Raw genomic sequence first — 13,677 nt, 5'->3', positions numbered from 1 at the left:
CATATTGGAGATGAAATGTATGATAAATATAAATAAAGCCCAAAAGCGGACTGTATTCTTACGAACAAATACCCGGACGTCATTTAATATTTCTTTATGGGCTGGAGGAATTGCTTTTACTTTTCTTTTTGCTTTACTTGCTTATGGATTAGCAAAAGTCCCGGGATTTAATCATATCGGTCCACTAGCCTGTTCAATTATAATGGCAGTCATTTATCGTCAAATTTGGGGATACCCTGAAAAAATAAGATCTGGAATTGAATTTTCTTCTAAAAAGCTGTTACGTTATGCGATTGTTTTATATGGACTAAAGCTTAATATTGATGTTGTTATTCATCAAGGGCTAGGACTGCTACTTCGCGATGTGGGAACGGCTGTATTTGCGATTGTTTTAACAATTCTTCTAGGCAAATGGATGAAGGCTGATCGTGGTTTATCTCTTCTTTTAGGAATAGGAACAGGAATATGCGGTGCGGCAGCTATTGCAGCTGTTTCTCCGATTGTAAAAGCAAAAGAAGAAGATACAGCTATCGGAGCTGGTGTTATCGCTTTAGTGGGAACTCTATTTGCCATTGGATATACCATTTTAAGACCCTATATACATTTAACGAATATCCAATATGGAATTTGGTCAGGCGTTGGCCTCCATGAAATTGCCCATGTAGCTCTAGCTGCAGCACCAGCTGGACGCGACGCCCTAGCTATTGGCCTGTTGGCTAAGTTAGGCAGAGTGCTTTTACTTGTGCCATTAAGCTTTATCTTAATGTACTGGATGAAGCGGACAGGAAAAATGGAAAAGGATACGAAGATTGAATTTCCTTGGTTTTTAATAGGTTTTATCATCATGAGTATTTTTGGAAGTTATGTCGTAGGCAAGCACCTTATCATACCTAAAACGATCATGAATGATATTTCAACTCTAACCACGTTTCTTTTAACAATGGCTATGGTCAGCTTAGGGTTAAATGTAAGTATGAAGGCTCTTCGAACAAAAGCATTAAAGCCGTTGATTGCGATGTTTATTACTTCTATACTCTTATCATTTCTTACATTTTGGACAATGTAAAGACCAGTAAATTAAAATGATTAAGTAACAGCTAATACTTCGTATACAACTGTTAATGTGAAAAAATCTTTTATTTCTCAGGTTTTAAATATCTTTCCAAATTTATGGATTAATTATAGAGAAATCTAAACCTATACTAGATACTAATGGCAGTTCCTCTCCTTAATAAACGGTTTCAATTAAAAAACACCCTTTATTGCAGTAAGTAGTGATGTAATAAAGGGTGTGTTTGTATATACTAGGGGTTGTAGTGCTGAACTTGGTGTTGTTTTAAGAGCATCAAGCGGATGAAAAGACAAAGCATCTTCTACCCATGGAATACAGTAAAGCATAGACACATTTAGAAAATACATTGACGCCTTTGAATCAGTCATGGTATAAACACAATAGGAGAGTTTAGTGCTTAAAAGCATAAAAGCGATAAAGTTTAAAAAATACATAAATAGACGACATAGGAGGAAATAAATATCATGGAACATAATAGCAAAATTATAGACTGTACCATTCGTGACGGAGGTTTAATTAATAATTGGGATTTTAGCGTTGAATTTGTGCAAGACTTATATAACGGCCTAAGCGCAGCCGGCGTTGAATATATGGAGATCGGTTATAAAAATTCACCTAAGCTTCTTCAAGCAACTGAGCCCAACCCATGGAGATTTCTTGACGATAACTTTCTCAAAGAAATTATCCCTGAGAAAAAGTTCACGAAGCTATCTGCCTTAGTAGATATCGGGCGTGTAGATCCGAATGACATCCTGCCGCGTGAGCAAAGTATGTTAGATATGATTCGAGTGGCATGCTATATTCGCGAAGTAGATAAAGGCTTAGAGCTTATAAAAATGTTCCACGATTTAGGCTATGAGACTTCACTTAACATTATGGCACTATCTAGCGTACCGGAAAATCAGCTTATTGAAGCATTTGAAATGGTAAAGAAAAGCCCAGTAGATGTTGTATATATTGTTGACTCCTTTGGAAGCCTAGACCCTGCCGATATTGAGCATCAAGTGAAAAAGTTCCAAGCCATGATTCCTAGCAAACAGCTTGGGATCCATACCCATAACAACATGCAACTAGCTTTTGCTAATACATTAACTGCGATGCGTAATGGCGTTACATTCCTTGATTCATCTGTTTATGGTATGGGCCGTGCAGCTGGTAACTGTAACACAGAGCTGCTTGTTAGCTACATACCAAAACCAAGCTATGAGATGAAGCCGATTCTTGGCGTAATTGAAAAGCATATGCTTGAAATGCGTCAAAAGTGGGAATGGGGCTATATCATCCCTTACATGATTTCTGGTGTGCTGAATGAACATCCACGTGTAGCTATGGCTTACCGTGATAGCGAGGATCGTGACAAATTCGTAGATTTTTATGACAAAGTAACGTCTCCAGAAGTTACTACGTCTCCAGCATCAAAATAAGTTAAAATACTAAAAGTACCTCTGTTAACCGGGGTGCTTTTTTGTATTACATAAAAACCCATGATTGTATAGCATATCCTTAAACTTTGATACCCTCGATCTCGATAATTAACTAAATGTAAACAGTTGTGCTCTTCTTAAACTATTATTTATGTATATAAACTGGCGTTCCAATGGGAACTGCAGAGGAAAGTTCTAGAATATCTTCATTATCCATTCGGACACATCCATGTGACATATCTCTGCCAATAGAGGCTGGATCATTAGTCCCGTGTATTCCATATGTAGGCTTTGATAGTCCCATCCATAAGGGGCCAAATACAGCTGGAGGGGTCGTATCTTTATTAATGATTTTAAATTTCCCAATTGGAGTTGGAGTGATCATTTTCCCTACAGCAATAGGATATGTCTTTACTAATTTAGCTCCATCATATAGTTTTAATTGATGCTGCTTTATTGAGACATCTATCCTTTTTGCCATAGAAGAACCCCCCACCCTCTTATAATTTACTATACATAAAATTTTCTAGATTAATCCATAATGGCTGCTGCTATTTATACTGTTCTAATAGTAAAGAATTTCTTTAAAAGCCAAGGTCCTGGCGTAAACCCAAGCGTTAATTGCCAAGCACCTATTGCTTGCAAGCCGAATTGACGAACTAACACCATTTTTTCACTCATGCTTCTTACATCTTCAAACCATACTTCATGCATCTGCCCCGCTTGATCTTTATACCGAAAAAATGGAGATTTGTACTCCTTTGAATATTGAATGGGAGACTGATATCTCATCGCTGTTTTGATCGCATTTTGATTGGATATAGCGGGTGCTACCGTGCCGGGCTTGTAAGGAATTGACCAATTGTATCCATACAAAGGAACGCCAATGATGAGTTTTCTTCGCGGAACACTTTTTATCGCAAATTCTACTGTTCTCTTTACTTCAGTAATAGGTGCAACAGGACCAGGGTCGCTGCCTGCATGGTGCCAGTCATATGCCATTATGAACATAAAGTTAACAACCGCACCTATTCCTCCGTAATCATATCCTTTTAACCAAGGGATATCTTCGCTTGTCTTGGCTGGAACCGCTATTGTCAGCACATAGTCTGCAGGTTTTAAACGTTCACTCAGTTGACGTAAAAATCCGGTAAAAAGGTCTCTGTCTTCGGTCTTCACACGTTCAAAATCAATATTTACCCCTCCGTATCCTTTTCTAGATACTAAATCAAAGATATTATCGACAAGATTTTTTCGTGCCGGAGGATTATTTAAAACTTGATGGGCAAGATCAGAACTAAACCCTTCAGAAGTTAGATTAGTAATCGTAACTAGCGGTGTAACGCGATTTTTCCAAGTCGTTTCAATCGCTACTAAATCGTTTAAATTATTTATAATATCTCCATTGCTGCCAAAATGATATTCAAAGATAGAAATGGAAGAGGAATACGTTGCAAAATCACTGATTAACTCGCGATCTGCTTCTGGATTTCGAACGGCATAGTATTCTAGTGTCCCTGCAATATAGTCTGATATGTTAGGAATGTTTATTTTCATTCCGACTTGCAAGTAGTTATACGAGACTGAAGGATTAGCCCTTTTCAATTGCTCCAAGGACACGTACGCTTTTTTAGCAATACCTTTCATCGTATCACCAGGTTGAACTGTGTATACATATAGGGCTATGAGCAAGGCTTGACCGGGAACAATATTTGCTTCTTCTAACCCATTCACGCTCCTGAGCTGTGCAACGGAATAACCATATCTCCTGCTTATTGAAGATAACGTATCACCAGGCTGAACTATATGAACAAACATGTTTTCTCCTCCTATGTACTCTTTATCTATTTACGTTTTATTCCGCAACAAGTTTAAAAAAGCTATTCAATAAATGTATATGAGTATTGTTTGTTTATATAACTGAGTTAAGTAAGGGGGAATCTCTTTACACACTCCCCCTCTATTGCGCCCCTAATACGGGTAGAAATGTTCCAGAGATTATCTCAAAATTTATGTATCATAAATGTATGTTTTTGGTGTACTTGAAACAGGTTGTTTTTTTGTCAGATAGGATTATATTAAGAAATAAAAAGAGCAAGCTCTCTATCATAAGAGCTTGCTCCTTCCATTTAACGATTAAATGGAATTGCTCATAATTTTCCACACCTTTTTCTCATGTTTCTAAGCCTCTTGTGATTACTGCGGAGAAAAATTTTTGTCCTACGGCTAAGAGTTAATAGAGGAGAAGCACATGCTGAAGGCACCAACTCAAGCATGTGAAATATCTTAACCGTATCCTAGAGCAGGATCATCAGGGGATGATATTTTTAGAAGCTATCTCCTATTCAATAAAGGAGTCTTTTGTAAAGAGGAAGTCAGTTCTTTCTTAACCTTTTAACTTGTGTTCCTTTTATTTATTTCTTTTTTTCCATTTTATAACCTCGATGTTAACGCCATGATCTTCTTGAGATGATATGGTGAATTCGTCCATTAATTTTTTTACCCCTGATAAACCAACGCCTAGTCCCCCTGACGTTGTATAGCCACTTTCTAGCGCTTGTTGAATATTTTTAATGCCTGGTCCTTTATCTATAGCTATTATTTTGAGTCCTATTTCAAGTTGATTCTCTATTATTTCCATTATAATTTTTCCCGTAGTGGCATATTTATATATATTTCTGGACAATTCTGAAATAGTCGTAATAATTCGGGCCTGATCAAGTGTGCTGAAGCCTAAGCAGTTAGAGAACATCCGCCCTTTCTGACGCGCTTCTACTATATCCACTTCAGTGTGTATCTCAACAGTTAAAGGTTCCTTTCCTTCATCCGATTGAAATAGCATCATTATCACCACTTTCTTTATTTTAATAGGAGGGGAAAAACAATAGGCCAAAAAGAAAGGTTATCTAACCTTTCTTTTTGGCCTACATCTAGTTCAGTGCCTAGCTTATCAGTGCCGTTATGAAGTTGGGTTTAAAATCAGAAGAATTGTACTTTTATCTTTATGAAAATCCCATGCGACTAGTATATCTGTTACCTTTGAATCTAAAATTACTTCTAATGATTGGCTATGCTCATGAAGTAGCCTTTTTTCGAGATTTCTTTTAGCCAATGTAAGGTTTTCTTCAAACCCTAATTGAACTAATTCTTTCTCTACATTTACCATAATACCTTCCCTGATTATAAGGAGTGTTCTCTGATCTAATAAATAAGAAGAAACATCTTGAGGAAGTTTTTCTGCTTTTTGAGTCACTTCCTCAACTTCTTTATGCAGCAATTTCTGATTTTTATAGGAATGGTTGACTATGTTATTTTTATCAGAATGGATCATGATAAACATGCCAGACTGCAGCTCTAAATTCCAATCATAATAAAATTCTTCAATATCTAAATGTATATTTAATTGGATATATCCTTTTATCTCTTCAATTAAAGTCTCCATCAACAAATCACGTGTTTTTTGAACATAGATAACTTGTCCCTTGTCTAGCAAAGCCTTTTCTAAAGGTAATAAAAAGGCTTTAAAATAAACGGTTATAAAAGGAGGAGAAATGACGGTGAATACACCTCCAGGACCTCTTCCAAAGTTTTCACGAAGTAACCTTCCCATATAACTACTTAATTCTTTTTCCAGTTTCGTTTTATCCATAGATGGTGCACCTAGTTTCTAGTTTCATAAGGTATACTATTCGTGATGTTTTATGAAAACTCCTTCTTCATCATAAGATCATTTTAGGTAATAAGAATTCACTTTCTATAAAATGTAAACTAGTCATACTAGTACATTTTTAATAGATTGGTTTCTGTTTACCTTTGTATTTTCTATGTTTAAAGATTCTTCTTTTATTTGAAATTCCAATTTTACTTCCGTAGATAATGGTACTTAAAAGTATTATATCCTTGCTAATTTCTTCTTTGTAAAATTCATTGTCATACTTTTGGTAATCCTGCAACAATCGACGAAGCTCTTTTATAAACAATACAATCTCATGATTATCAGCCATACCGACCAAATCCTTTCTGTTGGCACATCCTATTTTCAGATGCTATTTTAGGGGATTATTCCGTTACAAAAGGACTTACTCTTTTGAAACAACAAAAATAAGCCGAAAAAGAAAAGGTATGAGCTTTTCTTCCTCGGCTTATGTTTGGCACAATGTGTCCAATTCATTACTGCCTCATTAATTTTTTGGTTTTAAGATAAGCGTAATAATGCTATTGTCCTTTTCAAAATCCCAATCCACAAAAATATCAAGAATGTCTGCATTTAATATCTCATCATAGTCATCGTTTTGTCGTAAGATTCCTTTTTCCAAAGGGCGTTTAGAGATGCGTAAGGTGTCATCAAAACCCAACGAAATTAGCTGCTTTTCAATAGCCACCAGTATTCCTTCTCTTACGATGACCAATGTACGATCACTTAATTTATACGAAGAGATTTTCTCAGGCCCTTTTTGTGCAATTTCACTCATCTTTATAATCCGATCATGAATTGCTTGTTTTCCTGGGTAAGGGTCACCCTCAGTCAAATCGGCTTTCAAATCGTCCAGACAAACTCCCACAAAAATTCCGGAGTGATGATCTAAATTCCAATCATAATATAAGTGCTGGATGTCAAGGTCTGTAATCCCTTTAATTTGACCAGTGATTTGAGGTTCAAGAGTCTTTACCAAAAGCTCTCTTGTAGTCATAACCTGAAGTTCTTCATTCTGGTTTAACAGTACTTGTTCCATCGGTGATACAAAGCCACTAACATAAATAACAACATAAGGTTCATAAATCGTAACATGAACAGCCTCGGGACCTTTTCCAAAGTTATCTCGTAACAATTTGCCCAAGTTATTCGCCAATTTTGTTTGCTGAGCCTTAATATCCATATTTCTTCATCCTCTATTAAGAAAGAAGCATCATATCCTCTTTCCATCATTTTATTGTACCATTACGAACGAATAATTTAAATATACAGAATAAATAAAAATAATTTGTTACTTCATGTTTAACCGAATTATAAACGTTCAAAACCTCTTCTTTCTATTGCTTGGGACGTATTTTGAATGTCACCGAAAAATACGAATCCGTTGGATTCGTATTGATGTTTTCAATGAAGTGAGTTATAGCATGTAGTCAAATTATTGTTGGGGAAATATAGCTTTATCTTTTAATTGATGCATCGCAGGGACATACTAAAAAATAAAAAGAGGTGCAGCATGAAAGAGAAAAAGGAGCCACTTATTTTACGCAAGTGGCTCTTTGCTATGTTGATTGAATTCACTTGAACCTCTAATAAATAATGGCAAAACGCAATCTATAATCGATTTAGATTATTCTTTGACTAATTTAACAAGCATATGAGCAAGATGATGTTGTTCTTCCTCGTTTCCAACTTTCCATAACTCATGTAACAAGTATTGCTCTTCATTTTGTGGCTCCTCATGGGTTGCGAGATAGTCAGCTATTTTTTTAGCTGCTAGAGCTAGTTGATTATCATTTAACCCTAGTTTCTCACCTTTTGTGACTTTATCTCCTAAGTAACTTTTAAATTCGTTAAAACTAGAAAGGATATTGTCTTTCTTCTCTTGACTCATTTCATTTAGTTTATCCTCTACTTTATTTTCAACGGTTTCAGTATTATTGTTCATTTTTCATTCTCCTTCCAATTAGGTATCAATGTTCTTATATGGTAAATCCCCCATTTACAGGTATATAAACATTTTGCAGCCTATTCATATGTTAAGTAGAATAATAGTAAACCTTGAATAAAACTCGAGTATTTGTAATAAAGTTTAGTGAAACACCTTTTTGATAACAGGATGTTAACAACCTAGGTTAGTTCCACAAAACTTAACGGGTTATTTAGATGAGGAACGGAGTGAATACAAATGAGTTTAGCTACTTATATAGGTTCGAACGTAGAATTACCTATTAATAAGAAATTAGATGATTTAGTTACTATTGGGAGTTGCTTTTCAGATGAAAGAAATCGATTGAACATAAAGAAACACCAATTTACTACCCTTTATGTTTATGAAGTTGCAAGTGACTGGGGAATTGAGATTACGGAATATATGAATAAGAGCAGGCGCAAAGAATCAAAAGAGAAACTAATTGCACTATGCAAATTGATGGACCGCTATCTTAAATCAGGAGACTTTTTTGAATTGTATAGTTGTTGGGTAGGAGAAGAAGCTAAAGAACTAGAGAGGAAATTAACGTTAAACATCCATTACTTTGACATTGACGATATTGATATGCCAGAAAAAACATTAGTTAGAATTGAAAAATGAGTTCGTCCTATTATTATGGTAAATTACCCTTATATAGTGTACATAAAAACAGAAAAACTCCCCTAATACCTTAAGGGAGTTTTTCTGTTTAGTTAAATATTAAGGGTGTAATTGCTTGTTACTTACATATCATTTAATATTTTTGTAGATATTTATTATAATCTATCAAATGATTTCGGGAAAGCAAAAAATGAAAGCGATTACTTTTAATTTAAAATAATAAATGAAATATAACTGTCTTTTTATGAGATGTATTTTGGTTCTGGAAAAATACAGTGCTTAAGCTTATATGCTCTAAATTTCTCCTTATCTATTAATAGATAAGGAGAAATTTTTATTCTTTATCGTTTCCTGGCACAGCATTAGAAACTATAGAAGTGTCTCCAGTATAATACTTATGGGGATAAGGATCAGAAGGCTTTGTTGCAAACTCTTTCTCAAGATCAGCTAATTCCTCTGATACCTGTTCTAAATCATTTGATTGATTATCACTCATATAAAACTCCTCCTTTTAATTAAACAATGTTCATCGCGCATTAAGGATACGTTTTTTCATAATGTGGATATACATGCTGTTTTTATTCTATACTTTCCTGTGCCTTTTCTTCATTTAGTATATATTTCAAATTAATATTTATTACTTTTTATAGGAATTTTCATTAGTCCATTATCTACCGCACCCATTCTTTTTTGTTTTATACTTTCGCTTCCTCTAGGGTTTCTTACCTATACACTAACAAATCTGCTTCTTCTGATTATCCAGCCAAGTGAACTTATTATTTTTCCTTTTACAACCGGAATATTGGGAATGGGCATAGGCGCCGCTTTTTACATTTTTAACAAGAGATTGTACATTGTTATAAGTGGCGCCACTCTATTAACTGTTGGGATTATTACCTTATTGTACGGTTTCAAATTCCCAGTACTAGGTCCTGCGATTCCCAATAATTTTTCTCTTTCTACTACTGGTTTAATTTTTGTATTTACTTTTCTTTATAGTTGGATTTGGGTTGAAATGAGCCTAGCTTATTTTAAAAAATTAAAAACATTTATTTCCTAGTGAATCTACAGATTAATCTCTTAACAGAGATAACTCGTTAAAATAATGGAGAAATCGCAATTAGCCTTTTAGAAGAACGTCAATTAGGACAATCTCATCTGAATTTTTTAAGGCTCTTTTTATTATATTTTCAAATTCGACTAAACTATTTGCCCGTTCTCCTTTAATTCCAAAGCTAGTTGCCAATTGGACAAAATTTGGGTTTGTAAAAGTTACTCCATAGCTCTTACCAAACTTTTTGTTCATCATTTCCTGCTCTATTTTTAATGTAGAGTCGTTTAAGACAATAATAATGAATGAAAGCCCTAAGCGCTTTGCCGTCTCTATTTCTGCAAAATTCATTAAAGCTCCTCCATCTCCAGTAATACAAATAACTGAATCATTAGGGCAGGCTAGTTTAGCTCCAATTGAGCCTGGTAAAGCAATACCCATGGAAGCTAGACCATTTGATATAATGAACTTGTTAGCGTTTTTGGGTTGATAAGTTCGAGCTATAGATACTTTATGAGCTCCCACATCTGAAATCACAATTGTTTCCTCTGAAGAGAGCTTGTCGATACTATGCAAGATATTCTCGATTGTCAAATGAAGTAAATTGCTGTCTATCTTTTTCTCTTCAATATGATAGGATTGCTTAATTTGTTTCTGGAGATTACCAGAAGGAATCCACGGTTTAGAAGGAATATCCAGCTGATTGAATACCCGTAAAGTCTGCTTTATATCTCCAACCAATTCAGCTTCTACAGGATAATATTCATCTATTTCTGCTGGTAAGGTATCTATATGTAAAATTGGTATTTTTTCCGTGTTCCATTCTTTGGGTAACTTTTCGACAAAATCAAACCCAATTACAATAAGCAGATCAGCTTCCTTTAAGCCTGCGAGCACTTCATCTTTCTCATTAAATCCAAACGTAAAGAAATTTTGTGGATGATCTTTTGATAACACACCTTTAGCCATATAACTATGGGTAACCGGTGATTGAAGACGTTCAATAAATAGTTGAAGCTCATCCACGGCTTCCTGTCTAACAACGCCGTTACCGATAATAACAAAAGGTCTCTCATACTGCCTAATAAGAGTATTGGCAGCCTGAATTGACTCCATGATAGGTATACTTACGGGTATAGATGTAGGTGAAATAGGTTTGATGGGAACGATTTGAGTTGCTAAGTCTTCTGGCAATTCTACTACTATGGGTCCTGGCTTTTCCATTTGTGCAATTTTAAATGCTTTTCGAATAATCTCAGGAAGCGTTTGTGCATCTTTTATCTGAACACGCCACTTCGTTGCTGGTTCTACCATTTTAATAATGTCCATATATTGATGTGACTCTTTATGTTGTCTCCCCAAAACAGCCTGTCCCGTTAATGCTACAACAGGAGAGTGGTCTAGCTTTGCACTAGATATACCTGTCAATAAATTAGTAGCTCCTGGTCCTAATGTTGATAAACATACCCCTACTTTGTTTGTTAACCTTCCGTATACATCTGCCATGAAAGCAGCTCCTTGTTCATGCCGCACATTCACGAATTGAATCTGTTTAGAGTTGGATAAAGAATCAATAAAATCCAACGTCTCTTTACCAGGTATTCCGAAAATATATTCAACTCCCTCATTTTCTAAACATTGAACAAGTGTATCCGTCACTTTCATATTGTTCGACCTCTCTTTAGATAGTATTCTGACAAGCTTATGTGAAAGAAATAGCTCATCAATTCTTATCTCGTTTTTTCTAGTTTTACTAACCGAAACCCTAAATATATGGAATGAAATCATACTCACTAACTATTGTTTATAGTGTTACCATTAGGTTCTTATGTTAAATACATTTTTTAAAGAATGTATAAATAATTGGATGAGTCAACCTTTCATCCGTGTGAACTGATTGGGAGTGTGACAATACTCTATAAAGAATTATTATTAGAAAGTAACATTTTAAGGAATGTAAAAAATCCCATATACAAATAATAAGCCGAATACTCGTATAAATTGGAAGGAGCGGCTTTTATGAAAAGATTATTATGGGTAGGATTTATTGTGTTATTTTCGCTAAACATGCTGGTTGAACCAAGTAGTGCTCGTGCTGAAGCACTAGAACATCGTGTTAGTCAATCTCAGGTAACGTTTGAAAATGAATTCAGAAGACTTTGGATGGATCATGTATTGTGGACAAGTAATTATATTACAAGTGCAACAACAGCAGGATCAGAAGACCAAAAACAGGTGTTGGCAAGGCTATTAAAAAATCAGGAAGATATCGGGAATGCTGTGAAGCCGATATACGGAGAAAAAGCTGGGAACAAACTTACGGCTTTGCTTAAGGAACATATTGTGATTGCCGGCAAGATTGTAGATGCAGCTAAAGCGGGAAAGAAAGCCTTGGTGAATCAATTAAACAAAGAATGGTATCGAAATGCTGATGATATAGCAGCGTTCCTTAGCCAGGCTAACCCTTATTTAAAAAATGAAGACTTAAAGAAATTACTGTATATGCATCTAAAAATGGTGACAAATGATTTATCTGCAAGCTTAGAAAAAGATTGGGAAGCAAGAATCGTTGCAATTGATGAAGGAATCTCACATATCGTCTTAATGGCAGATACTATATCTGCGGGAGTTGTGAAACAGTTTCCAGAGAAATTCAATAAATAATCTTAATAATCTCCAATAGAATGCTGGAGATTATTTGAAATTCCTTCATAAGAAACTGCACCTGTAAGAACTCTTTTGATTGATGCCTCTAGGAGACCTTATGTTCAATAAAAAGGTACATGTAGATATTCTGCATAAATCGTCATACCAAAAAAAGGTTTATTAAACTTAAACACTGGGTATTATCAAATCAAGACGATGTGTTAAGAGTACCGCCCGTGCATAGGGTGTGTCCTTCTCTATTCTATAAAAAATGGCGCCTCCAACGGCGTCATTTTTTATTTGTAAACAAGTTTAAGGATGCTTCATGCGAAGGTTGGATTTATATGAAAAGGTACATAGATTCTTATCTAATAGAATCTATTTTTACACCACTATTCAAAAAGATTTTGAGTGAACTTCCCTTTCTTTTGGGCAGACGGGTCCCCGTGTGCTCTCTCATCTAATTTAGTTCATATTTATGAATAAAATGCCCATAATGAGTATGTGGGCATTGGTTGATCTTTGACTTCTATCATTTCGATGTTTAGAAGATCACTTATAAATATTTTGAGGTTTTTGCATATGAACCTCATTATGATGTAGAACGTCATACCCCAATCACCTTTTTAGTGAAGTGAGTATTGATAAAGAAAGTTAGAAAGATCACATTAATTTAAGTTTAAGATGTCTCTATTGGGATAATATAATAAATAAGCTAGATTTAATGATAATCTGGTTTATTTTCTACATTCTAGGAGGCAACAAAAAATGGAACACGGTAAAGTGAAATGGTTTAATGCTGACAAAGGTTTTGGATTTATCGAGCGTGAAGGTGGAGAAGATGTATTTGTTCACTTCTCAGCTATTCAAGGTGAAGGCTTTAAATCCTTGGATGAAGGTCAAGAAGTGACTTTTGATATCGAACAGGGGCAACGCGGACCACAAGCGACAAACGTAAATAAAGCATAAAAACCATACTAAAAAGCAGACTCTATTTTCAGAGTCTGTTTTTATTTAAAAAGATTTTTATATCAAAACTTATTTATCAATAATTATAGTTCGTGTTTTTTTAATTCTTCTTCAAAGAAAAAGGTACTTGGATATTTGTCGACTGTATAAGAGTATCTTTTCATGTTTTTTACATAATGATTTTTTAAGATTGTTACTGATTCATTCGATACTCTTATAGTTACTATTTCT

14 protein-coding genes are annotated in these 13,677 nt (G+C 34.9%); 5 read left to right on the top strand and 9 right to left on the bottom strand.

Annotation, left to right across the window (positions count from 1 at the left end; genetic code table 11):
- Positions 1-19 precede the first annotated feature (19 nt).
- Together MKX72_RS08760 and MKX72_RS08755 are read left to right on the top strand one after the other, a co-directional pair.
- A complete protein-coding gene (locus MKX72_RS08760) occupies positions 20-1,066 on the top strand; it encodes a YeiH family protein (RefSeq protein WP_033578622.1) in 1,047 nt (348 codons plus the stop codon).
- 470 nt (positions 1,067-1,536) lie between these two features.
- Positions 1,537-2,496, top strand: a complete 960-nt coding sequence (locus MKX72_RS08755; RefSeq protein ID WP_034264917.1) for an aldolase catalytic domain-containing protein — start codon at positions 1,537-1,539, stop codon at positions 2,494-2,496.
- A gap of 145 nt (positions 2,497-2,641) precedes the next feature.
- Here the strand turns inward: MKX72_RS08755 and MKX72_RS08750 are convergent, their stop codons facing one another.
- The 7 genes from MKX72_RS08750 to MKX72_RS08720 all read right to left on the bottom strand — a co-directional run bounded on the left by MKX72_RS08750 (position 2,642) and on the right by MKX72_RS08720 (position 8,135).
- Entirely contained in the window at positions 2,642-2,977 is a 336-nt protein-coding gene (locus MKX72_RS08750; protein WP_033578620.1) for a L,D-transpeptidase, read from the bottom strand.
- 74 nt (positions 2,978-3,051) lie between these two features.
- On the bottom strand, positions 3,052-4,314 hold the full coding sequence (locus MKX72_RS08745; RefSeq protein ID WP_033578619.1) for a glycoside hydrolase family 18 protein: 1,263 nt from the start codon (positions 4,312-4,314) through the stop codon (positions 3,052-3,054).
- Between the two features lie 592 nt (positions 4,315-4,906).
- Positions 4,907-5,338, bottom strand: coding sequence for an ATP-binding protein (locus MKX72_RS08740; RefSeq protein ID WP_033578618.1), 432 nt, complete (start codon positions 5,336-5,338; stop codon positions 4,907-4,909).
- 117 nt (positions 5,339-5,455) lie between these two features.
- Complete coding sequence (locus MKX72_RS08735; protein ID WP_033578617.1) at positions 5,456-6,145, bottom strand: Na-translocating system protein MpsC family protein; 690 nt, start codon at positions 6,143-6,145, stop codon at positions 5,456-5,458.
- 139 nt (positions 6,146-6,284) lie between these two features.
- Entirely contained in the window at positions 6,285-6,500 is a 216-nt protein-coding gene (locus MKX72_RS08730; protein ID WP_033578616.1) for a hypothetical protein, read from the bottom strand.
- A 177-nt stretch (positions 6,501-6,677) separates the two neighbouring features.
- Entirely contained in the window at positions 6,678-7,373 is a 696-nt protein-coding gene (locus tag MKX72_RS08725) for a Na-translocating system protein MpsC family protein (RefSeq protein WP_014460656.1), read from the bottom strand.
- 444 nt (positions 7,374-7,817) lie between these two features.
- Positions 7,818-8,135 carry a DUF3243 domain-containing protein gene (locus MKX72_RS08720; protein ID WP_014460657.1) on the bottom strand — a complete coding sequence of 106 codons (318 nt, stop codon included), beginning with the start codon at positions 8,133-8,135 and terminating at the stop codon, positions 7,818-7,820.
- 240 nt (positions 8,136-8,375) lie between these two features.
- Between MKX72_RS08720 and MKX72_RS08715 the strand changes: the two genes are divergently transcribed.
- Positions 8,376-8,780 carry a hypothetical protein gene (locus tag MKX72_RS08715; RefSeq protein WP_155008677.1) on the top strand — a complete coding sequence of 135 codons (405 nt, stop codon included), beginning with the start codon at positions 8,376-8,378 and terminating at the stop codon, positions 8,778-8,780.
- A 334-nt stretch (positions 8,781-9,114) separates the two neighbouring features.
- Here MKX72_RS08715 and MKX72_RS08710 read toward each other — a convergent pair whose 3' ends face one another.
- Both MKX72_RS08710 and MKX72_RS08705 read right to left on the bottom strand, forming a co-directional pair.
- Positions 9,115-9,276: a hypothetical protein gene (locus MKX72_RS08710; protein ID WP_165635770.1), complete on the bottom strand. Its 162-nt coding sequence runs from the start codon at positions 9,274-9,276 to the stop codon at positions 9,115-9,117.
- A 624-nt stretch (positions 9,277-9,900) separates the two neighbouring features.
- Positions 9,901-11,496 carry an acetolactate synthase large subunit gene (locus MKX72_RS08705; RefSeq protein WP_033578614.1) on the bottom strand — a complete coding sequence of 532 codons (1,596 nt, stop codon included), beginning with the start codon at positions 11,494-11,496 and terminating at the stop codon, positions 9,901-9,903.
- A gap of 354 nt (positions 11,497-11,850) precedes the next feature.
- Between MKX72_RS08705 and MKX72_RS08700 the strand changes: the two genes are divergently transcribed.
- Complete coding sequence (locus tag MKX72_RS08700; protein ID WP_155008678.1) at positions 11,851-12,495, top strand: glycosyltransferase; 645 nt, start codon at positions 11,851-11,853, stop codon at positions 12,493-12,495.
- A 750-nt stretch (positions 12,496-13,245) separates the two neighbouring features.
- Entirely contained in the window at positions 13,246-13,446 is a 201-nt protein-coding gene (locus tag MKX72_RS08695) for a cold-shock protein (protein ID WP_013056409.1), read from the top strand.
- The last annotated feature ends 231 nt before the right edge of the window (positions 13,447-13,677 follow it).

The organism is Priestia sp. FSL R5-0597, assembly GCF_038006305.1.
Lineage (GTDB): Bacteria > Bacillota > Bacilli > Bacillales > Bacillaceae_H > Priestia > Priestia zanthoxyli.
The sequence above is the reverse complement of the archived record's forward strand: the minus strand, read 5'-3'. Positions and strand labels throughout refer to the sequence as shown.

Coding starts and splice junctions, on each gene's coding strand:
- MKX72_RS08730 (WP_033578616.1), bottom strand. CDS start 6,500: ATGGCTGATAATCATGAGATTGTATTGTTTATAAAAGAGCTTCGTCGA.
- MKX72_RS08745 (WP_033578619.1), bottom strand. CDS start 4,314: ATGTTTGTTCATATAGTTCAGCCTGGTGATACGTTATCTTCAATAAGC.
- MKX72_RS08725 (WP_014460656.1), bottom strand. CDS start 7,373: ATGGATATTAAGGCTCAGCAAACAAAATTGGCGAATAACTTGGGCAAA.
- MKX72_RS08695 (WP_013056409.1), top strand. CDS start 13,246: ATGGAACACGGTAAAGTGAAATGGTTTAATGCTGACAAAGGTTTTGGA.
- MKX72_RS08700 (WP_155008678.1), top strand. CDS start 11,851: ATGAAAAGATTATTATGGGTAGGATTTATTGTGTTATTTTCGCTAAAC.
- MKX72_RS08760 (WP_033578622.1), top strand. CDS start 20: ATGATAAATATAAATAAAGCCCAAAAGCGGACTGTATTCTTACGAACA.
- MKX72_RS08735 (WP_033578617.1), bottom strand. CDS start 6,145: ATGGATAAAACGAAACTGGAAAAAGAATTAAGTAGTTATATGGGAAGG.
- MKX72_RS08715 (WP_155008677.1), top strand. CDS start 8,376: ATGAGTTTAGCTACTTATATAGGTTCGAACGTAGAATTACCTATTAAT.
- MKX72_RS08740 (WP_033578618.1), bottom strand. CDS start 5,338: ATGCTATTTCAATCGGATGAAGGAAAGGAACCTTTAACTGTTGAGATA.
- MKX72_RS08720 (WP_014460657.1), bottom strand. CDS start 8,135: ATGAACAATAATACTGAAACCGTTGAAAATAAAGTAGAGGATAAACTA.
- MKX72_RS08755 (WP_034264917.1), top strand. CDS start 1,537: ATGGAACATAATAGCAAAATTATAGACTGTACCATTCGTGACGGAGGT.
- MKX72_RS08710 (WP_165635770.1), bottom strand. CDS start 9,276: ATGAGTGATAATCAATCAAATGATTTAGAACAGGTATCAGAGGAATTA.
- MKX72_RS08705 (WP_033578614.1), bottom strand. CDS start 11,496: ATGAAAGTGACGGATACACTTGTTCAATGTTTAGAAAATGAGGGAGTT.
- MKX72_RS08750 (WP_033578620.1), bottom strand. CDS start 2,977: ATGGCAAAAAGGATAGATGTCTCAATAAAGCAGCATCAATTAAAACTA.